This is a genomic window from Staphylococcus sp. AntiMn-1, from assembly GCF_001663395.1.
Lineage (GTDB): Bacteria > Bacillota > Bacilli > Staphylococcales > Staphylococcaceae > Staphylococcus > Staphylococcus equorum.
In genome coordinates this window covers 1,173,971-1,197,177 of the sequence record NZ_CP012968.1, presented here as the reverse complement: position 1 = coordinate 1,197,177, position 23,207 = coordinate 1,173,971, and the positions used below count along the sequence as shown (strand labels likewise).

The window sequence follows — 23,207 nt, the reverse complement described above, 5'->3', positions numbered from 1 at the left end:
GCTAAACTTTATAATTTATAGCGTTGGTTATGAGTTAGAACGCTTAATTGCAAAGCAAGTGTGTTTTAAATGCTCGCATAGGGATATAAACCAACATATGTACTATTATAATAAATAAGTCTACAGAGGGAAGATGATTTTCTTAGAGTTATGTATAATCATCATAAAATAACAGTTATTAACAAAATAATTTGAGGTGACAAATATGAAAGTTTTAGTAGCGATGGATGAATTTAATGGTATTATATCTAGCTATCAAGCCAATCGTTATGTGGAAGAAGCGGTAGCTAGCCAAATAGAAAAAGCAGATATTGTTCAAGTGCCATTATTTAATGGTCGTCATGAACTTATGGATTCTGTCTTTTTATGGCAGTCAGGTACGAAATATAAAGTGCCAGCACATGATGCAGATATGAATGAGGTAGAAGCGGTTTATGGCATTACTGATAACCATATGACCATTATTGAAGGTAACTTGTTTTTAAAAGGGGACAAGCCAATCATTGAGCGTACAAGTTATGGTTTAGGCGAAATTGTGTTAGATGCATTAGATAATGATGCAGAACATATTATTATGTCTTTAGGTGGCATAGGCAGCTTTGACGGTGGTGCAGGTATGTTACAAGCACTTGGAGCTAAATTCTATGATGATGAGGCTCAAGAAGTGGATTTACGTCAAGGTAGTAAGATGTTGAAATATATACGTAAAATAGATATTTCTGGCATTCATCCACAATTGAAAAATGTACGTTTTCAGTTAATGTCTGATTTTGACAGTAAACTATATGGTAAAAATAGTGAAATTATGCAAACATATGAACTATACGGAATGACACGTCAAGATGCTGCTGAAATAGACAATTTACTGTGGTATTTAAGTGAAATTTTCAAAAGTGAGCTAAAACTGACAATGGGTCCTGTTCAAAGAGGTGGCGCAGGTGGTGGTATTGCTGCAGCCTTAAATGTACTTTATGATGCCGAAATTATGACAAGCCACGAACTTGTTGATCAAATTACTCATTTAGATAATTTGATACAACAAGCGGATTTAATTATATTCGGTGAAGGTGTAAATGAAGCAGACCAAATCTTAGAAACAACAACAGTGCGTCTTGCAGAGTTAGCAACCAAACATAATAAACCATCTATTGCCATATGTGCAACAGATGACAAATTTGATTTGTTTGAATCAATGGGTGTTACTGCTACATTTAATACGTTTATAGAAATGCCTGAAAGCTTTACAGACTTCAAGATGGGTATTCAAATCAGACACTATACAGTACAAGCAATTAAATTATTGAAAACACAATTTGAAGTGTAAACAGATAGGTGTTAATCATTTTAAACACATGCTAAATAAATGATTGTAAGTAGACACGGAATGAATGTAAGTATATATGAGTAATAGAAAAAGCGTAGATTTCTCAAAGTGAGAATCTACGCTTTTTATTGAACATGGATCTATATAACAAATTTATTTTACTTTTTATAAGTGTTTACGACTTCTTGCGCAATGCCAATAATGACATCTACAGCTTTTTCCATAACATCAATGGAAGCATATTCAAAAGGGCCGTGGAAGTTAGCGCAACCTGTAAAGATATTAGGGGTTGGTAGTCCCATATATGAAAGTTGAGACCCGTCTGTTCCACCACGAATAGGTGCTGTATTAGCAGGGATTTCTAACTTTTCAAAGACACGTTTAGGTATATCAATTACATGTGGGTTTGGTTCGATTTTTTCACCCATATTATAGTATTGATCATTGATTTCGATTTCTATTGGTGCATCAGTATAATGCGTATTAATATCATTTTTAATCTCAACAAGACGCTTCTTACGTAATTCAAAATGATTTCTATCATGATCACGAATAATATAGTGTAATGTCGTTTTTTCAACATCACCGTTCATTTTCATTAAATGATAGAAACCTTCGTAATCTTCTGTTCTTTCGGGTACTTCATTTTGTGGTAATAATGAATTGAATTGTTGACCCAAGAGAATAGCGTTAATCATAGCATTTTTAGCAGAACCAGGATGTACATTGACACCGTGACACGTAACGATTGCTTCTGCTGCGTTGAAACTTTCATATTGTAATTCGCCCAATTCACTACCATCCATAGTGTAGGCGAAATCCGCATTAAAGCGCTCAACATCAAAGGCATGAGGACCTCTGCCAATTTCTTCATCTGGCGTAAAAGCAATACGAATAGGTCCATGTTTGACTTCTGGATGTTCTGTTAAATACTTCATTGCTTCCATGATTTCAACGACACCAGCTTTGTCATCAGCACCTAATAGTGATGTGCCATCTGTGACCATTAACGTATGACCTTCTACGTGTTTCATAGCAGGAAATACATCTTGGCTCAATATACGACTCGTTTCACCTAATTTGATAGGTTGGCCATCATAATTTTCTATAATTTGTGGATTTACCTTTGATGCATTGAAATCAGGTGAAGTATCAACATGTGCCAAAAAGCCAACAGTAGGTAAAACTTCGCCAACATTACTTTCTAATGTTGCGAATAAATAACCTTGTTCATCAATGTCAGTTTCTAAACCTAAATCCGTTAATTCGTCATTTAACAAATTTAGTAAATCCCATTGCTTCTCAGTAGAAGGCGTAGTATTAGACTCTGGATCAGATTGTGTATCTATTGTTACATATCTTGTTAATCTATCAATTATATCAGTTTTCAAAAAAACACCCCTTAAGCTCTATTGTTCATATTGTAAGATTTTTTATATGTTTTACCATTCATTCTACCATAATGTTGTTTAATCCGTGTATTGAGATGATAGATGATTTCTGCACATAGAATACCAAAAGCAATCGCGCCTGAAATCAACGTGACTTCAAGAAATGTATTTGTAGCGAGTGTATATTGATTACTAACTAAATAACGCGTCGCTTCATATGCTAAACCACCTGGTACTAATGGGATAATTCCTGGAACAATAAAGATAATAACAGGTCGTTTGTAACGTCTACTCATTACGTGACTCATAATTGCTAAAATAAAGCTTCCTAAAAATGAAGCCATTACTTTACCGAAATCCAAGTCCACAGTAAGTTTGAAGATAATCCAGCCCATTGCGCCAACGAAACCACAAGCTAAAAGGAGTCGACGTGGTGCGTTAAAGATAATCGAAAAAAGCATTGTTGCTAAAAAGCTGACAATAAATTGTAAAACATAATAGCCGATGAGCATATAAGCACTCCTTTTTAAAATATTAATAAAACAATGGCAACGCCGGCACCAATTGCAAATGCTGTGAGAGCTGCTTCAACGCCACGAGACATACCAGCAATCAATTCTCCAGCCATTAAATCACGAATAGCATTGGTGATTAATATTCCTGGTACAAGAGGCATGACGCCAGCTATGGTTATAAAGTCTTGGTTTTCTGCCAGACCTAATTTAGTGAATGTGGCGGCGACCGTTATAACAACTACTGCACTAAGGAATTCTGAAAAGAATTTAATTTGAATATAGCGTTGTACAAAATCAAAAGTTAAAAACGCACCAGCTCCGGCAATAATTGCGAAAAAGAAGTCGTTAATTCCGCCGCCAAACATGATTAAGAAGAATCCACATGCGACTGCTGCTGCGAAGAATTTTGTAATAGATGAAAATTGTAAAGATGCGTGATGCAAATGTATGAGCTCTGATTTTGCCTCGTCTATATCTAATTGATTATTTGAAATTTTACGCGATAAACTATTGGTTAAGGCGATCTTTTCTAAATCAGTCGTTCTTTCACGAATACGTACGAGTCGTGTGTTCGTACGATCATTAAGGGAAAAAATAATTGCTGTAGAAGTTACAAAGCTATATGTATCATCTAAACCATAATTGGCAGCAATTCGTGTCATTGTATCCTCGACACGATAGGTTTCAGCGCCACTTTCTAGCAAAATTCTTCCCGCAATAAGTACGACGTCAATCACTTTGTTTTCATCGATGATAGTGATTGTATCTGACATAGTTGGTCACCTCCTGAAATGATTTTATAACAATTGAAAGTTTACAGCGTACAACAGTAACTTTCAATAATGATTCATACTATGTTATTAATTTTTGAACTTTCATTATATATTGTAACAAACATAATTTTGCAATTGTTGTTTTTAAGTTAAAAAAATAACAATTGAAATATGCGCTTGAATCTAGAGTTTAATTTTAACATATAGATTCTTTAAGTGTTGACTGTGTCTGTTTTAGACATATTTATTTTTTTGAAACTGGAGATAAATTAAATGATTTGAAACGTCTCTACAAAAAGCGAGCACAAAAAAAGAGTGGATGTATGAAATCAAAGATTGAACCTTGATTTCATACATCCACTCCCAGTTTGAACAGTGTTAAATTTGGTAATATTTTTATAATTTAACAATTGGATTAAACATAACTTGATTACGGCCTTCATTTTTTGCCATATGCAGCATGTCATCCGCAATTTTGAATACTTTACGTTGAGATTTGTAATCTTCTTGAGTTAAGTAACCTACACCAATGGATACAGATAATTTGATGACTTCTTTATTTGGCATATGGAAAGTAGATTGTTCAACCCCTGCACGAATATTTTCACTAAGTTTTACACATTGATCTAAAGTATAATCGTATAAAACAATTGAAAATTCTTCGCCGCCATTACGATAAATACTAAATTGTTGAGGTACATAATTTTTTAATAGTTGAGCTACTTGTCTAAGCACGGCATCGCCAGATTTATGTGAAAATTTATCATTTACATCTTTGAAACCATCTATATCAATGAGCAATAATCCTAAGCTCTCATTGTTTTCTTCAGCGATACGCGTCGTTTCATTTAGATGTCTGTCAAATTCTTTAACATTTCCCAAGCCAGTTAAATAGTCCAGTTTATCTTCATTTTCATAACGATTAACTAATGAGAAAAAATGCCAAATATCAACAAATGTGATAGAAGAAGTAATCGTTAAAATAAAGGATAAGGGTATTAAGAACAACACTTCTGTTAATTCATAATAAGGGCTAATAAGTGATAAAATAACCAAAATAACTAATGTAATTGCATTAAGGATTTGTAATGAAACAATATCGCTTTGTTTTAAAAATGGTCCAACTGCACCAACTACGATGGCTATAACAATGAGAATCGTAGCAATAATAATAGTGAAATCACCAATTAGCACATTGACTACAGAGACAATGACTGTGGCTAGAACGGTGTATACCATATTTGTGTATCTACCTAAGAATAAAATAGGCACAAATGATAAATAGAGTGCGTATTCATTGAATAGTGGCACTGGATAGGCGGATAGTAAAAGTGCTACTATCGTCATTAAAATAGTGACGTATTCTTTTGAAAACACCATGTTTTTATTTTCTGAATACTGTAAACGATGGAATAAGTAAATTCCTGCCACAATAACAGAGATATTGTAGATAATAGCTTCAAACATTTAACGTTACACTCCTTTGAATAAACACTTAGTTATTGTAAGTGAAAACTTACATTTTGTCATCACTATAGAAATAGAAATTTATAACATTCACTTAATATTCATGTTAAAATATTTGTCTGAGTGATTATATAAAAATCACTTAGTTTATAATTAAAAATCAAAACGAATTCGTTTATAGATTATTAATTATCTCATTACTATTTGTATAAGTAAAAGCGTATGAGGTATTATGGTATTAAGTGCATAAATATTTAAATATGGTAGGTGTGCAATTTATTAGAGTTGCATCAACATCACAGACCATTTTATAGATAATATAAATTTGCAGTTTAAAGTTAAAATTATTTTCAATGTAACGACTTTGAAATTCAAAATAATCAAGAATTATATTAATGAAGGTGAACTGATGTATACATTATTATTAATCATTTTTTCAATGATTGTCAGTTTAATACTAACACCAATAATTATAAAGGTTTCTCATAAACTAGGCATTGTAGATAAGCCGAATTTTAGAAAAGTACATACAAAACCCGTTTCTGTATTAGGCGGAACTGTAATACTTTTTGCGTTTCTATTAGGGATATGGCTAGGACATCCGATAGAAACCGAAGTTAAACCGCTTGTTATTGGATCAGTATTAATCTATTTGGTGGGACTTGTAGATGATATCTATGATTTGAAACCAGTTATAAAATTAATTGGCCAAGTAATTGCAGCACTCGTCGTTGTCTATTATGGAGTGACGATTGATTTTATCTCCTTACCAATTGGGCCTACGATACATTTTGGCGTATTTGGGATCCCTATCACAGTGATTTGGATTGTAGCCATCACTAATGCAATTAACTTGATCGATGGATTAGATGGATTAGCGTCTGGTGTATCGATGATTGCCTTAATGACAATTGGCTTTATAGCAATATTACAAGCAAATATTTTTATTATGATGATTTGTAGTGTCTTAATAGGTGCGCTTTTAGGATTCTTATTCTTCAATTTCCATCCAGCTAAAATATTTTTAGGTGATAGTGGTGCATTACTTGTAGGATTTATTGTAGGATTCCTATCATTACTCGGATTTAAGAATATAACTTTCATTTCACTATTCTTCCCGATTGTTATCTTAGCAGTGCCGTTTATTGATACGTTGTTTGCGATGATACGTCGAGTGAAGAAAGGTCAGCATATTATGCAGGCAGATAAATCGCATTTACATCATAAATTATTAGAATTAGGTTATTCACATCGCCAGACCGTAGTACTTATATATTCTATAGCATTACTATTTAGTCTTGCTAGTATTATATTATATTTGTCTCAACCATGGGGTGTACTCATGATGCTCATTCTTATTTTAGTTACAATTGAGCTTATTGTAGAATTTACTGGTCTCATTGATGATGATTACAGACCTTTAATGAAATTAATTGAAAACAAACAACAGAACAAAGACGATGAACATCATTAATAAAGAGGCTTCCAAGACGGAGGCCTCTTTATTTTATACTCACATACGTATAATTTGGATTTTAAGATTAGGAAGTAGGAATATCGAACGGTAAGCGTACCACTTCATTTTCTATTAAATCGTAATTCCCTGAAGTGTTACGATTTAAAAAATCTATAAATTGATCGTAGTCTGTTTTAACAACATCAATGTGATAACTTACTTTATCGGTATAATTTGTTTCGCGTAATAAGTAAGGTGTGCTCGCGAGTTCATATTCAAACTTACCCGTTAAATCATAAGCAATGGTAACCGTTGTAGGTATAGCAGGACGCATAGCTACTCTACCAATATCATAAATTACATCTCGTACTGCACCACTATACGCACGTATTAATCCGCCACCGCCTAATTTAATACCACCAAAGTAGCGTGTAACAACCACGGCAGCATTATGTATCTCTAATTTCTTTAAAATATCGAGCATAGGAACTCCCGCTGTGCCACTTGGTTCGCCATCGTCGTTTGCTTTTTGGATATTCATTTGGTCTCCAATCGTATATGCTGAACAATTATGAGTTGCTTCTCGGTGTTCAGATTTTACTGCGTCGATAAAAGCTTTAGCTGCATCTTCAGATTCAACAGGTTTAATGTGCGCTATAAAACGTGATTTACTGATTATATTTTCAATTGTATGTTCTTGTTTAACTGTGATTATTGCATCATCCATTTATCGTCACCTCATCTTTGTATAGTCAGACAATCATTTATGTATGTTTTAAAAATTCATTAATTACACATATTATACACTGTATTGTATTATAGATTAAATACAAAAATAAATTTTCTTTTTACTTAAAATAGGGTATCATAGTTGTGAGTATAATTGAGGAGGATTAAGATGAAGATTGCTGTCTTGACAGATTCAACGAGCTATCTATCTCAAACACTAATAGAAAAATATAATATAAGAATTGCGCCGCTAAGCGTAACTTTCGATAACGGTGAAAACTTTGTGGAAAATGCAACAATATCAACGGAAGCATTTTATAAAAGAATGGAAACTTCAAATACAATTCCTACGACAAGTCAACCTGCCATTGGAGAGTTTATAAAACATTTTAAAGAACTCCGAGAGGAAGGTTATACAGATGTCATATCTGTTTTTATATCATCTGGAATTAGTGGCAGTTATCAAACAGCTACGCAAGCAGGAAAAATGGTGGAAGGAATCAATGTGCATACATTTGATTCAAAATTAGCTGCGATGGTAGAAGGTGGTTATGTACTACTTGCAGTTGAAATGATAGAACAAGGATATGAGCCCCAAGATATTATTAAAGAGCTTGAAGCTATGCGTGAAGTGACTGGTGCAATCTTAATGGTAGATGATTTGAAAAATCTACAGAAAAGTGGTCGTATCACCGGAGCGCAAGCATGGGTAGGTACAATGTTGAAAATGAAACCTGTTTTAACATTTGATGACGGCAAAATTGTACCAGAAGCAAAAGTCCGTACTAAAAAACGTGCACTCAATGAAATAATTAATAAAGTTACCGCTCAAGTGAAAGATTATGATGGAGTAACATTATATATTATTGAGGGAGATAAACCAGAAGATGCAGATTGGATGGAAAAGGAATTACACGAAAAATATCCACAATATAATCTTCACCGATCTAAGTTAGGACCTGTTATTGCAGCGCATTTAGGTTCTGGTGGTATGGGACTAGGATTTACAGGGAAAAACATACGTTTATCATAAATATTAACTCGTTTAAAGACATGTTGTGCCAAGAATGGTATGCATGTCTTTTTTTATTGGAGGTTATTTGAAATAAAACATTATGGAAAATTAATCATCGAAAAAAAATATGTTATCAAATGAGAAAATCAGACATATTTCTCCTGGTGTGATAAACAAAAAAGGATGTTGGTATTGTATACAGTGTCATACACAAGAGAAACGTCATTTTTACAAATACTTTTCAACATTATTAGATAAAGAAGTTGTGTATTGTAGAAATTGTATCAATTTGGGCAGAATGGATAATATTAATGAAGTATATATTACTGAAACAAATGTAAATATGTCCCGAGGAATATATCATTTACCATTTAAATTGTCAGAACAACAACGTTTTGCTTCAATTAAAATTTTAGAAGCGGTTAAAAATTTAACGTCTATTTTATTATATGCTGTGACAGGCGCAGGTAAGACAGAAATGATTTTTGAAGGTATTAGCTTTGCGAGAAGAAAAGGCTATAATGTTGCGGTTGTATCGCCCAGAGTTGATGTTGTTATAGAAGTGAGTTTGCGTATTAAAGCAGCTTTTCGAGATGAAGCAATAGATGTACTCTATCAAGGTCAGAGACAATGTCATAATGGACACTTTGTGATTGCTACGGTGCATCAATTATATCGATTTAAACATCACTTTGACTTGATTATTGTAGATGAAGTTGATGCATTTCCATTATCAATGGATCCAATACTCTTTGATGTCATAACACATGCTTCAAAAGAACATCATGGCCACATTTATATGACTGCAACACCGCCAACTAAATTACTTAGAAAAATGAAAGAAGGGTCTATAATAACGCTACCCGCCCGTTTTCATAGGCAACCTTTGCCAGTTCCTCAGTTTAAATATCACAAAATAAAATTTCACAAAATACAACGCTTTCTAATGAAACTATTGAAACAACAAATTGAAGCAGATAGATATACGCTCGTGTTTTTTAATGACATACAGCATATGAAACAAATGTATCATTGTTATAAAATAGAAATAACTTCATTGACCTATGTGCATAGTGAGGATGTACTTCGTTTTGAAAAAGTGAGCGCTTTAAGAAAAGGTGAATATAAAGTTATGTTTACCACTACAATTTTAGAAAGAGGATTTACTATGGCAAACTTAGACGTTATTGTGCTCAATAGTCATATGTTTGAAAGCAGTGCACTTGTTCAAATTGCTGGAAGAGTGGGTCGTAAATTAGAGGCACCATCAGGATTAGTATTATATTTACATGAGGGAATTACGATGGACATGCTTAAAGCACGAAAAGACATTAAGAAAATGAACGCATTAGCGCATAACAGGGGATGGTTAGATGGCTAGATGTATTCAATGTCATCATACTTTTTCTGAAGCGTTTAATGCTTTTACATTTTATAAAAAAGCATCTAAATTATGTGAATCATGCATAGAACAATGGGATGATATCAATATTAAACACCTCAATCGCTGTGTCAGATGTTTAAAGAAATTAGACGAAAATGAGAAGAATTGCTTAGACTGTTTATTTTTAGCAACAAAATATAACTTAATGAATCAGTTATATTGCCAATACCAATATAAAGGTATGTTAAAGACGCTTATTCATCAATATAAATTCAAGAAAGATGTCGCAATTTGTGAAATATTAGCAACACAGCTTCAGTTCCCTAAAATATCATATGATTACATTGTACCTATACCGTCACCGTTAGTTAGAGATAAGGAGCGAACGTTTAATCCCGTGCTGGCCGTGTTAGATGAAATGGGTGTGAATTATGAACCTTTACTATATACACGGGTCCGTCCAAAGCAATCACTTTTAGGAAAACAATTACGTGCGCAATCAAAAAATCCATTTGAAATCGTAAAAAATATAGATTTAGAAAATAAAAATATTTTACTTGTAGATGACATTTACACTACAGGATTAACAGTTCATAATGCCGCAGAGTTGCTGTTTGTTAGAAAAATCAGAAAATTCGATGTGTTTACGTTTGCACGGTAGGAGAAACGTGGTATTATAAGAGTAAGCAATATTACCAATATAGAGGTTTTAAAGGAGTCGATTATTATGATCAGATTTGAAATTCACGGGGAGAACCTCACTATTACTGATGCGATTCGCAACTATATTGAGGAGAAAATTGGTAAATTAGAAAGATATTTTAACGATGTGCCAAATGCAATCGCACACGTTAAAGTAAAAACGTATCAAAATTCGGCAGCAAAAATCGAAGTAACTATTCCATTGAAAAACGTTACTTTAAGAGCTGAAGAACGCCACGATGATTTATACGCTGGTATTGATTTAATTAACGGTAAACTTGAAAGACAAGTTAGAAAATACAAAACGCGTGTAAATCGTAAAAATCGAAATCGTGGAGAACAAGAAGCATTTGCATCATTACCACAAGAAAGTGAAGCAGAAGAAATTCAAAATGATGACAATGAAAGTGATATCGAAATTATTCGTTCAAAAAATTTCAGTTTGAAACCTATGGATTCAGAAGAAGCAGTATTACAAATGGATTTATTAGGACATGATTTCTTTATTTTCACAGATCGTGAAACTGATGGTACGAGTATTGTTTATAAAAGAAGAGATGGAAAATATGGTTTGATTGAAACAACTGAATAATTTGTTTTAATTAAGTCCAATATTAAACTAACCGTAGCGTTCATGATTGAGTTAAATCATGGACGCTCATTTTTTGTTGTGTTACTATGAAATAATTTGAAAGTTAGGTAAGATCTTGTGTATATTTTTATTGGATAAGAGATAAAATAAAAAACGAAAACTATTAATAAATAAAAAATAGCATTAACAAGCGAGAAAACTGTTTAAATGGAAAGTTAATAAGTGTAAATTTAAGCTTATAAATGATATCATAAATTGTTGTAAGCAAAGAGTTAAAAAGCTAAAGGAGCGAACAAAATGGGTTTTTTATCAAAGATTGCAGATGGCAATAAAAAAGAAATAAAACGCCTTGGTAAATTAGCCGACAAAGTCCTTGCGTTAGAAGAGGATACGTCGATATTAACTGATGAAGAAATTAGGGAGAAAACAAAAGTATTTCAAAAACAATTACAAGCAGAAGAAGATATAAAAAAACAATTTAAAATGCTCGATGATATTTTACCGGAAGCCTTTGCGCTCGTAAGAGAAGGTTCAAAACGTGTGTTCAATATGATTCCATATAAAGTTCAGGTTATGGGTGGTATTGCAATTCATGGTGGCGACATTTCTGAGATGAGAACAGGTGAAGGTAAAACGTTAACTGCTACAATGCCAGTTTATTTAAACGCATTGTTAGGTCGTGGTGTGCATGTTATTACAGTAAACGAATATTTATCTAGTACGCAAAGCGAAGAAATGGCAGAACTATATGAATTTCTTGGGTTATCTGTAGGATTAAACGTCAATAGTATGACAACAACTGAGAAGCGAGAAGCATACGCAAGTGATATTACGTATAGTACGAATAATGAGTTAGGATTCGATTATTTACGTGATAATATGGTGAACTATGCAGAAGAACGTGTTATGAGACCTTTAAACTTTGCTATCATTGATGAAGTTGACTCAATTTTAATTGATGAAGCACGTACGCCACTGATCATTTCAGGTGAAGCTGAGAAATCGACTTCGCTTTATACACAAGCAAATGTCTTTGCTAAAATGCTTAAAAATGAAGACGACTATAATTACGATGAGAAAACAAAAGCTGTTCAATTAACAGAGCAAGGTATTGATAAAGCAGAACGCATGTTTAAGATTGATAATCTATATGATGTGAATAATGTGGATATTATTAGCCATATTAATACTGCGTTACGTGCACATGTAACATTGCAAAGAGATGTGGATTACATGGTGAATAATGGTGAGGTCTTAATTGTTGACCAATTTACTGGTCGTACAATGCCAGGACGTCGCTTTTCAGAAGGCTTACACCAAGCCATAGAAGCGAAAGAAGGCGTGAAGATTCAAAACGAATCTAAAACAATGGCCTCTATTACATTCCAAAACTATTTCAGAATGTACAACAAACTTTCTGGTATGACAGGAACAGCTAAAACTGAAGAAGAAGAGTTCAGAAACATTTATAATATGACTGTAACTCAAATTCCTACTAACAAACCGATACAACGTGTGGACAAACCAGACTTAATATACATTAGTCAAAAAGGTAAATTTGATGCAGTTGTTGATGATGTTATTGAAAAACATAAACTAGGTCAACCTGTACTATTGGGTACAGTTGCAGTTGAAACCAGTGAATATATTTCTAATTTATTGAAAAAACATGGCGTACGTCATGACATTTTAAACGCTAAAAATCATGAACGTGAAGCAGATATAGTTGCTAATGCAGGTCAACGTGGAGCGGTTACTATCGCTACGAACATGGCAGGTAGAGGTACAGATATTAAACTTGGCGCAGGTGTTGAAGAAATTGGCGGCCTTGCAGTAATCGGTACAGAGCGACATGAATCTCGTCGTATTGATGACCAATTACGTGGTCGTGCTGGACGACAAGGTGATAAAGGGGAGAGTCGCTTTTACTTATCACTACAGGATGATTTAATGGTACGTTTTGGTTCGGAACGTTTACAAAGTATGATGAATCGTTTAGGTATGGATGATTCTACACCGATAGAATCTAAAATGGTGTCACGTGCTGTTGAATCTGCTCAAAAACGTGTAGAAGGTAATAACTTTGATGCGCGTAAACGTGTACTTGAATATGACGATGTATTACGTAAACAACGTGATATTATCTATGGTGAACGTAACCGTATTATTGATAATGATGAAAGCGGAGATTTAGTAAATGAAATGCTCCATTCTACATTAGATAGAAGCGTTCACTATTATATAAATGAAGATGAAGAAGATTTAGATTATGAGCCATTTATCAACTATATTGATGATGTATTCTTAAATGAAGGTGACTTAAAACTAGAAGATATCAAAGGTAAGGATCAAGAGGATATCATTGATATTGTTTGGTCGAAAGTTGAAGTCGCTTTAAAAGATCAAAAAGAGAAAATTGGTACGCAATTTGATGAATTCGAGCGTATGATTTTACTTCGTTCAATCGATTTACATTGGACAGACCATATAGATACAATGGATCAATTACGTCAAGGTATCCACTTGCGTTCTTATGGTCAACAAAATCCATTACGTGATTATCAAAACGAAGGACACCAACTTTTCGATACAATGATGCAAAACATCGAAGAAGATGTCAGCAAATATATCTTGAAATCAGTAGTTACCGTTGAAGATGACTTAGAACGTGATAAAACAACAGATTTCGGTAAAGCTGAACACGTATCTGCAGAAGATGGTAAAGAAAAGGCTAAAGCATCGCCTTATGTTAAAGATGAACATATCGGTAGAAACGATCCTTGCCCTTGCGGTAGTGGAAAAAAATATAAAAACTGCCATGGTGCATAATTTGAAAATGATTTTAAATAAAACCGGAAGCCTTGATAAAGCATATATCAACTTCCGGTTTTTATTTATCAAAATTAAAATTAACTTGTTTTGATAAATAAAAATAGCGGCAGAGTTGTAATTAAACTGCAAACTTTTGTAGAATAGATATATTGAATAAAATGACATAATTTAATAGTAGTATTTCAATCGTACGATAACAGGAGAGATGCAGTGATGGAACTATCAGAAATTAAACGTAATATAGATTATTATAATGAAAAATTAGAGCAACTTAGGGGGTCTCTTTGACTTAGAAGAAAAAGAGACAAATATTCAAGAATACGAAGAAATGATGGCTGATCCTACTTTTTGGGATGATCAAGATAAAGCACAGGAAATTATTGATAAGAATAATGCTTTAAAAACGATTGTAAATGCATATCGAGGATTAGAATCTGAAATAGAAGACATGGAAACAACAAGAGAACTATTATTAGACGATGACGATGATGATATGAAGTCAGATTTGGAACAGAACGTAATAGATTTTAAAGCAAATTTAGATAAGTTTGAACTACAATTATTACTTGATGGTCCATATGATGCGAACGATGCCATTATGGAACTACATCCTGGCGCAGGCGGTACAGAATCGCAAGATTGGACAAATATGCTTTTAAGAATGTATCAACGGTATTGTGAACAAAAAGGGTTTAAAGTTGAGATTGCAGATTACCTACCTGGTGATGAAGCGGGCGTTAAAAGCGTTACACTAATTGTTAAAGGTCATAATGCCTACGGTTATTTGAAAGCTGAAAAAGGCGTGCATCGACTTGTCCGCATTTCACCGTTTGATTCGTCAGGACGTAGACATACGTCATTCGCTTCTTGTGATGTTATACCGCAATTCAATAATACAGAAATTGAAATTGATATCAATCCAGATGATATTAATGTTGATACATTTAGAGCGTCTGGTGCAGGTGGTCAACATATTAATAAAACAGAATCAGCAATTAGAATTACCCATCAACCTACAGGCATTGTAGTAAACAACCAAAATGAGCGCTCTCAAATTAAGAACAGAGAAGCTGCAATGAAAACATTGAAAGCTAAGTTATATCAATTAAAAATTGAGGAACAAGAGCAAGAAATGGCAGAAATTCGTGGCGAGCAAAAAGAAATTGGCTGGGGAAGTCAAATAAGATCTTATGTTTTTCATCCTTATGCAATGGTTAAAGATCATAGAACAAATGAAGAATCAGGTAAGGTAGATGCAGTTATGGACGGAGATATAAGTCCATTTATAGAAGCATACTTACGTAGTCAAATGGATCATTCAGAAAGTTAAGCAAATGAAAATTAGAAATCTCGTCGTTAGTATTTAAACTAGTGACGAGATTTTTTGTTTTTTTAAGAATGAATAAAAGCATGTAAAATGCAATTTTAAATATTACACGTTAGATTTGGATGATGTATGTATATAGCCTCTATAAGGTTGTAATATCAATGTTTTAAGCGCTATTTAAGCTAATTGAATTGACCCATATTAAGTATCAATTGTCTATTACATTACAGTATAATAACAACCGCAAAAGACGAAATGTTTTATGCTATATTATGATTGATTAAAATTTAAGACAGTAAAGGGTTGAACATGTAATGAAGAAAGGATTAACATTTTCTGTAACATCGGCAGCATTGTTTTTTGGTTTTAATGGTATTGCATCAGCAGACCAAATTCACACAGTAAAAGAAGATGCTAAATTATCTGATATAGCGCATGCATTTGCCACAACAACAAATGAAATTCAGTCATTAAATCAATTGAATGAAAGAGTAACTGTACAAGCAGGAGAACAACTAGTACTTCCAGACAAAGATATAGTAGAAATAAAACAAGGAGATACAGTTTTAAATATTGCTGAAAAATATCAACTTAATTTAGAACAAATTTATCAGTTAAACCCAAATCTAGGTGAAGTTATTTACCCAGGCCAATTAGTGGCAGTATCTGAAAAGGGTTCAGCACATTTAAATAACCAGCTTCATAGTATTTTTAACGAACAACAAGTACAGAATGAAACAAGAGAAGGTAATGATGTTCCAGTAACATCAAATAACCTTGTACCAACGACACAACATACTTGGAATTACGTGGAAAAAGAAGCAGCAAATAATCAAAATGAAAGTAAACAAATGTATTCTAGTCAATATAAACCAACACAAGTCGCTTCAAATGGTAGTAATTATTATAGTTGGGGACAATGCACATATTATGCATTTGATCGCCGTCAACAATTAGGAAAATCAGTAGGTAACCTTTGGGGTAATGCGAATAATTGGGCTTCAGCAGCTAGTAATAGTGGCTACAAAGTTAACCATACACCTGAAGTGGGTGCGATTATCCAAAGTAATGCCGGTAACTATGGCCATGTAGGTGTTGTAGAACGTAAAAACCCAGATGGCTCAATTGTAGTATCAGAAATGAATTGGCAAGGTGTAGGACAAAAATCTTATAGAACGATTCACAACACTGGTCAATATAATTATATTCATTAGCAAATCATAAATTGGTATATACCTACAATATCATCTGAATACCTAAAGAAAAGGTGCTTAATAGTGAAATTATATTAGAGGTAAGTTTTGCTGAGTATAATAAATGGTACATCATAGAACCACTCCTGCATGTTTTGGAGTGGTTCTATGTTTAGAGATCAATGTATTTAAATAATATCATTAATAAGGTAATGGGAGAGAAATATAATTTTTCTAATAATATTTCGTAGTATATGCCCAGCCAATTACTGTCAAAATAACAACGGAGGCTGAGATATAAGTTTATGTACTAGACACCCCATAAATTGAATTAGTTAAATTCAATTACATTGATAAGACATTTTGATTGTTGAATGATATTATAAAATTAAGTATAATCATTCATTAAACAAACTAGGAGGCGATGTCATGGGAGTACATCAATATTTTAAACGCTTGTCTGATTTAGAAAAATTAATTAGATTACCGGGAAAATTTAAATACTTTGAGCATAATGTCGCTGCGCATTCATTTAAGGTGACAAAAATTGCCCAATATTTGGCTACAGTAGAGGAATACCATGGTAATGAAGTAGATTGGAAAAGTTTATATGAAAAGGCGTTAAACCATGATTTTGCTGAAATTTTTACGGGTGATATTAAAACACCAGTTAAATACGCAAGTGGCGAATTAAAAAAACTCTTCTCACAAGTAGAGGAAGAAATGGTAGATCATTTTATAAATGAAGAAATTCCAGAAGCCTATCAAGATATATATCGAGAAAGACTTCAAGAAGGTAAAGATGACTCATTAGAAGGTCAGATACTTTCTGTAGCTGACAAAATAGATTTATTATATGAAACATTTGGAGAAATACAAAAGCGTAACCCCGAACAACTATTTTTTGAAATATATGAGATGTCCTTAGAAACGATTATGCAATTTGATCATCTAAGTTCGGTACAAGATTTTATAGATAATATTATTCCAGAAATGTTAACGGAAAAATTCATCCCAAGATCAGAATTACGTGAAACAACAATGGCTATTTTAAATAATAGGAATGGGTGAAGTGAATGATTTGGTATGTGCTCGCATCCTTTTTTCCATGTATTTTCGTGGTATTTTTCAGCGTGCTAACACGAAGTAAATGGGTAGGAACGATTTTAACATTAATTATAATTGGTGCATCCGTTCAAAAAGGTTTTTTTCATAATGAATGGATCATTTTTATAGATGTCGCCTCGTTGCTGGCTGGTTACCTTATTATCGATCAATTAGAATTTCATAAAAAAGAAGATGACTGAGTAATAAATGTTAAGCAACTTAATTGCTATAGTTAAATATGCATTTTATAATTGTATAACTTCAACAATATAGTTTATTTTAAAATAAACAAATACAACTTAGGCAAACATGGTGACAGAACTATGTTTGTTTTTCTTTATATATAGCAAGATAAAAGCGAACAAATGTTTGCTTTTTCGTTTGTAAATCTGTTAAAATATGTAACGAGAATATGAATCTGCAAACTTGATGCAGACACACAGCAACAGTAGTATATACATTTTAAACATAGACACATCAGGTATGTTCGTATCGTTAGAAATTATATAGGAGGCATGTGTCACTATGGAACATCATCAATTTAAATTACAATCTGATTTTACACCTCAGGGTGATCAACCAGATGCGATAAAGAAAATAGTTGAAGGCGTTAATGAGGGCAAACGTCATCAAACCTTACTCGGTGCGACAGGTACAGGTAAAACCTTTACGATGAGTAATGTTATTAAACAAGTAGGCAAACCCACACTCATTATCGCCCACAATAAGACATTAGCAGGTCAATTATATAGTGAGTTTAAAGAATTCTTTCCAGAAAATAGAGTAGAATACTTTGTTAGTTATTATGATTACTATCAACCAGAGGCATATGTGCCATCAACTGATACTTTTATTGAAAAAGATGCTTCAATAAATGATGAAATTGACCAATTACGACATTCAGCGACAAGTTCACTTTTTGAAAGAGACGATGTCATTATTATTGCGAGTGTCAGTTGTATATATGGTTTAGGTAATCCAGAAGAATATCGAGATTTAGTAGTCAGTGTTCGCGCTGGTATGGAAATGGACAGAAGTGAACTTTTAAAAAAATTAGTAGACGTTCAATATTCGAGAAATGATATTGATTTTAGACGTGGTACATTTCGTGTAAGGGGAGATGTAGTTGAAATTTTCCCTGCTTCGAGAGAAGAAATGTGTATTCGTGTAGAATTTTTTGGTGATGAAATTGATCGTATCCGTGAAGTAAATTATTTAACGGGTGAAGTTTTAAGAGAGCGTGATCACTTTGTGATTTTTCCAGCATCCCACTTCGTAACACGTGAAGAGAAAATGAAATCTGCAATACAAAGAATTGAAAATGAACTAGAAGAACGCTTAACAGAATTACGCTCAGAAAATAAATTATTAGAGGCACAACGACTAGAACAACGTACGAATTATGATTTAGAAATGATGCGAGAAATGGGCTTCTGTTCTGGTATTGAAAACTACTCTGTGCATTTAACACTAAGACCAATGGGTTCAACGCCATATACGTTATTAGATTATTTTGGCGATGATTGGCTTGTAATGGTTGATGAATCACATGTGACATTACCTCAAATTAGGGGTATGTATAATGGAGACCGTGCACGTAAACAAGTACTTGTTGATCATGGTTTCCGTTTGCCGAGCGCTTTGGATAATAGACCTTTAAAATTTGAAGAATTCGAAGAAAAAACCAATCAACTCGTTTATGTATCTGCTACACCTGGTCCATTTGAGTTAGAACATACAGATGAAATGGTACAACAAATTATTCGTCCAACAGGTTTATTAGATCCTGAGATTGAAGTGCGACCAACGGAAAATCAAATTGACGATTTAATAAGTGAAATTCATGAGCGCATTGAACGTAATGAACGTGTGCTAGTTACAACATTAACTAAAAAAATGAGTGAAGATTTAACTACTTATTTAAAAGAAGCTGGCGTTAAGGTCAATTACCTACATTCAGAAATTAAAACATTGGAGCGTATAGAAATTATTCGTGATTTACGTATGGGAACTTATGATGTCATTGTTGGAATTAACTTATTAAGAGAGGGTATCGATATACCAGAAGTATCACTTGTTGTTATTCTTGATGCTGATAAAGAAGGTTTCTTACGTTCACATAGATCACTTGTTCAAACAAGTGGACGTGCAGCACGTAATAGTCGCGGTGAAGTTATTATGTACGGTGACAAGATTACAGATTCCATGCGTTATGCCATTGATGAGACAGAGCGACGTCGTACAATTCAAAAAGCATATAACGAAAAACATAATATTACGCCTACTACGATTAATAAGAAAATTCATGATGTTATTAGTGCAACTGTCGAAAATGATGAAACAAATGAACAACAACAAACTGAAGTACCTAAGAAAATGACGAAAAAAGAACGCGAAAAAACAATCGCAAATATAGAAAAAGAAATGAAACAAGCAGCTAAAGATTTAGATTTCGAAAAAGCAACAGAGCTTAGAGATATGTTGTTTGAATTAAAAGCAGAAGGGTGACAAATATGAAACAACCATCCATTGTAGTAAAAGGGGCTCGTGCCCATAATTTAAAAGGTGTAGATATTGAAATACCGAAAGATAAACTTATCGTGATGACGGGACTGTCTGGATCAGGAAAATCTTCACTTGCCTTTGATACAATATATGCTGAGGGTCAGCGTAGATATGTAGAGTCATTAAGTGCTTATGCAAGACAATTTTTAGGTCAAATGGATAAACCAGATGTTGATACGATTGAAGGTTTATCACCTGCGATATCAATTGACCAAAAGACTACAAGTAAAAATCCAAGATCAACTGTAGCGACAGTAACTGAAATATATGACTATATACGGTTGCTCTACGCACGTATAGGCAAACCATTTTGCCCCAATCATGGTATTGAAATAGAATCGCAAACTGTACAACAAATGGTAGACCAAGTGATGCAACTTGAAGAGCGTTCTAAAATCCAACTATTGGCTCCTGTGGTTTCTCATAGAAAAGGTGCACAAGAAAAACTCATAGACGACATTAGCAAAAAAGGCTATGTACGTGTACGTGTTGATGGTGAAATTATGGATGTAAACGAAGTGCCAAATTTAGATAAAAATAAAAATCATACTATCGAAGTCGTAATAGATCGCTTGGTGGTTAAAGCAGGTATTGAAGGACGTCTTGCTGATTCTATAGAAACTGCGATTAGACTTGCTGAAGGTACATTAATCGTTGATATAATTGGGGTAGAAGAATTAAAATTCTCGGAAAACCATGCTTGTCCGATATGTGGTTTTTCAATTGGTGAACTAGAACCTCGTATGTTCAGTTTTAACAGCCCCTTTGGTGCATGTCCAACATGTGATGGTTTAGGATTGAAATTGAAAGTAGATTTAGATTTAGTGGTTCCTGATACAAACAAAACTTTAAATGAAGGTGCAATCATAGCTTGGGAATCTTCAAGTTCTGATTTTTATCCAACATTATTAAATCGTGTTTGTGAAGTATATAAAATTAATATGGATAAACCATTTAAAAAATTAACAGATAGACAACAAGATATCATTTTAAACGGTTCTAAAGGTAAAGAAATTGAGTTCACTTTTAAACAACGCAATGGTCAAACACGTAAACGAACAATGGAATTTGAAGGTGTGATTAATAATATTAATCGTCGTTATCATGACTCACCATCTGAACTTGTTAGAGAGATGATGAGTAAATATATGACTGAGCTACCTTGTGAAACTTGTAATGGTAAACGTTTAAGCCGTGAAGCGTTATCTGTATATGTTTCTGGTCAGAATATTGGTGAAGTTGTTGAACATTCAATTAAAGATGCTTTGCATATGTATGAACATATTGAATTGTCAGATCAAGATAGAAAAATTGCAGATCAAATATTAAAGGAAATTAACTCACGTTTAGAATTTTTATACAACGTTGGTTTAGAATATTTAACACTCAATCGTGCATCAGGATCATTATCAGGTGGGGAAGCGCAGCGAATTCGCCTTGCTACACAAATTGGTTCTAGACTGTCAGGTGTACTTTACGTGTTAGATGAGCCTTCTATCGGACTTCACCAAAGAGATAATGATCGACTTATAAGTACATTAAAAGAAATGCGTGACTTAGGTAATACTTTGATCGTTGTAGAACACGATGAAGATACAATGCGTGCGGCTGATTATTTGGTTGATGTAGGCCCAGGTGCAGGTGAACATGGTGGCGAAATTGTCGCGAGTGGTACACCTAAACAAGTAATGAATCAGAAAAAATCACTCACTGGTCAATATTTAAGCGGGAAAAAGCTGATAGAAGTACCTGAGGAACGCCGTGAAATAACTGATCGTAAAGTCAGTGTTAAAGGCGCAAGAAGTAATAACTTAAAAGATATCGACGTAGATTTTCCATTATCAACAATGACAGTAGTTACAGGTGTTTCTGGTTCAGGTAAGAGTACGTTAGTTAATGAAGTGCTGTATAAATCATTAGCAAAACACATTAATAAATCAAAAGTAAAACCAGGTGATTGTGACGAAATTCAAGGAATAGAAGAACTTGAACGTATAATCGATATTGATCAATCACCTATTGGAAGAACACCGAGATCAAATCCAGCAACTTATACAGGGGTATTCGATAATATTAGGGATATCTTCGCGCAAACAAACGAATCTAAAGTAAGAGGATATACTAAAGGCCGTTTTAGCTTTAATGTGAAAGGCGGTCGTTGTGAAGCTTGTAGAGGTGACGGTATTATAAAAATTGAAATGCATTTCTTACCAGATGTGTATGTACCGTGTGAAATTTGTGGTGGTTCTAGATACAATAGAGAAACGCTAGAAGTCACGTATAAAGGTAAAAACATTGCAGATATTTTAGCAATGACAGCTGAAGAAGCGACTAATTTCTTTGAAAAAGTACCAAAAATTCATCGTAAATTGAAAACATTAGTTGATGTTGGACTAGGATACGTTACACTCGGACAACAAGCAACAACACTTTCTGGTGGGGAAGCACAACGTGTTAAACTCGCATCTGAATTGCATAAACGTTCTACGGGTCGCTCCATCTATATTCTTGATGAACCAACGACTGGTTTACATGTTGATGATATTGGTCGATTATTAAAAGTACTCAATAAACTAGTGGAAAATGGTGATACTGTGGTTATTATTGAGCATAACTTAGATGTTATTAAAATGGCAGATCATATTATTGACTTAGGTCCAGAAGGTGGCGATGGGGGCGGTACGCTTGTAGCTACCGGTACGCCAGAACAAATTGCAGAAGTAAAAGAAAGTTATACAGGACAATACTTAAAGCCTGTGCTAGAAAGAGATACAGTAAAATAAACAATATAAGTATGTAACTCCACTCAAAAAGGCGGGAACATAAGTATAAATG

Annotated in this window: 17 protein-coding genes and 1 pseudogene; 13 read left to right on the top strand and 5 right to left on the bottom strand. The window is 33.6% G+C overall.

Going from position 1 to position 23,207, the window contains the following annotated elements:
• Positions 1–205: 205 nt before the first annotated feature.
• A complete protein-coding gene (locus AOB58_RS05895) occupies positions 206–1,324 on the top strand; it encodes a glycerate kinase (protein WP_064783076.1) in 1,119 nt (372 codons plus the stop codon).
• A gap of 158 nt (positions 1,325–1,482) precedes the next feature.
• Here the strand turns inward: AOB58_RS05895 and pepT are convergent, their stop codons facing one another.
• The 4 genes from pepT to gdpS all read right to left on the bottom strand — a co-directional run bounded on the left by pepT (position 1,483) and on the right by gdpS (position 5,470).
• A complete protein-coding gene (gene pepT / locus AOB58_RS05890; RefSeq protein WP_002508287.1) occupies positions 1,483–2,715 on the bottom strand; it encodes a peptidase T in 1,233 nt (410 codons plus the stop codon).
• Between the two features lie 11 nt (positions 2,716–2,726).
• Complete coding sequence (locus AOB58_RS05885; protein WP_002508286.1) at positions 2,727–3,227, bottom strand: threonine/serine exporter family protein; 501 nt, start codon at positions 3,225–3,227, stop codon at positions 2,727–2,729.
• A 14-nt stretch (positions 3,228–3,241) separates the two neighbouring features.
• On the bottom strand, positions 3,242–4,003 hold the full coding sequence (locus AOB58_RS05880) for a threonine/serine exporter family protein (RefSeq protein WP_002508285.1): 762 nt from the start codon (positions 4,001–4,003) through the stop codon (positions 3,242–3,244).
• A gap of 396 nt (positions 4,004–4,399) precedes the next feature.
• A complete protein-coding gene (gene gdpS / locus AOB58_RS05875; protein ID WP_064783075.1) occupies positions 4,400–5,470 on the bottom strand; it encodes a GGDEF domain-containing protein GdpS in 1,071 nt (356 codons plus the stop codon).
• Between the two features lie 409 nt (positions 5,471–5,879).
• Here gdpS and AOB58_RS05870 point away from each other — a divergent pair, with 409 nt between their 5' ends.
• On the top strand, positions 5,880–6,944 hold the full coding sequence (locus AOB58_RS05870; protein ID WP_002508283.1) for a glycosyltransferase family 4 protein: 1,065 nt from the start codon (positions 5,880–5,882) through the stop codon (positions 6,942–6,944).
• Between the two features lie 67 nt (positions 6,945–7,011).
• On the opposite strand, the gene AOB58_RS05865 is transcribed toward AOB58_RS05870, so the two are convergent.
• A complete protein-coding gene (locus AOB58_RS05865) occupies positions 7,012–7,653 on the bottom strand; it encodes a YigZ family protein (protein ID WP_021339451.1) in 642 nt (213 codons plus the stop codon).
• 171 nt (positions 7,654–7,824) lie between these two features.
• On the opposite strand from AOB58_RS05865, the gene fakB1 reads away from it, so the two are divergent.
• From fakB1 to uvrA, 11 genes and pseudogenes are all read left to right on the top strand, one after another.
• Positions 7,825–8,688: a fatty acid kinase binding subunit FakB1 gene (gene fakB1, locus AOB58_RS05860; protein WP_064783074.1), complete on the top strand. Its 864-nt coding sequence runs from the start codon at positions 7,825–7,827 to the stop codon at positions 8,686–8,688.
• A 39-nt stretch (positions 8,689–8,727) separates the two neighbouring features.
• Positions 8,728–10,051, top strand: a pseudogene (locus AOB58_RS05855) (DNA/RNA helicase).
• The gene (locus tag AOB58_RS05850) at positions 10,044–10,715 is read left to right on the top strand and encodes a ComF family protein (protein ID WP_021339453.1); all 672 of its coding nucleotides are present in this window, start codon (positions 10,044–10,046) and stop codon (positions 10,713–10,715) included. Before AOB58_RS05855 ends, AOB58_RS05850 begins: the two are co-directional and overlap by 8 nt.
• Positions 10,716–10,781: 66 nt before the next feature.
• A complete protein-coding gene (gene hpf / locus AOB58_RS05845; RefSeq protein ID WP_002508278.1) occupies positions 10,782–11,348 on the top strand; it encodes a ribosome hibernation-promoting factor, HPF/YfiA family in 567 nt (188 codons plus the stop codon).
• Between the two features lie 297 nt (positions 11,349–11,645).
• A complete protein-coding gene (gene secA, locus AOB58_RS05840; RefSeq protein WP_064783073.1) occupies positions 11,646–14,177 on the top strand; it encodes a preprotein translocase subunit SecA in 2,532 nt (843 codons plus the stop codon).
• A gap of 216 nt (positions 14,178–14,393) precedes the next feature.
• Positions 14,394–15,510, top strand: a protein-coding gene (prfB, locus tag AOB58_RS05835) for a peptide chain release factor 2 (RefSeq protein ID WP_102134914.1) whose coding sequence is annotated in 2 segments (ribosomal slippage) — positions 14,394–14,465 and positions 14,467–15,510 — 1,116 coding nt in all. Because the reading frame shifts where the segments join, the coding sequence is not laid out codon by codon here.
• A 311-nt stretch (positions 15,511–15,821) separates the two neighbouring features.
• Positions 15,822–16,721 carry a COG3942 and LysM peptidoglycan-binding domain-containing protein gene (locus AOB58_RS05830; protein WP_064783071.1) on the top strand — a complete coding sequence of 300 codons (900 nt, stop codon included), beginning with the start codon at positions 15,822–15,824 and terminating at the stop codon, positions 16,719–16,721.
• Positions 16,722–17,129: 408 nt separating this feature from the next.
• Complete coding sequence (locus AOB58_RS05825) at positions 17,130–17,771, top strand: YfbR-like 5'-deoxynucleotidase (RefSeq protein ID WP_002508274.1); 642 nt, start codon at positions 17,130–17,132, stop codon at positions 17,769–17,771.
• Between the two features lie 5 nt (positions 17,772–17,776).
• Positions 17,777–18,007 carry a CsbA family protein gene (locus tag AOB58_RS05820; RefSeq protein WP_002508273.1) on the top strand — a complete coding sequence of 77 codons (231 nt, stop codon included), beginning with the start codon at positions 17,777–17,779 and terminating at the stop codon, positions 18,005–18,007.
• A gap of 325 nt (positions 18,008–18,332) precedes the next feature.
• The gene (gene uvrB, locus AOB58_RS05815) at positions 18,333–20,315 is read left to right on the top strand and encodes an excinuclease ABC subunit UvrB (protein WP_002512104.1); all 1,983 of its coding nucleotides are present in this window, start codon (positions 18,333–18,335) and stop codon (positions 20,313–20,315) included.
• 5 nt (positions 20,316–20,320) lie between these two features.
• The gene (uvrA, locus tag AOB58_RS05810) at positions 20,321–23,155 is read left to right on the top strand and encodes an excinuclease ABC subunit UvrA (protein ID WP_064783070.1); all 2,835 of its coding nucleotides are present in this window, start codon (positions 20,321–20,323) and stop codon (positions 23,153–23,155) included.
• Positions 23,156–23,207 lie beyond the last annotated feature (52 nt).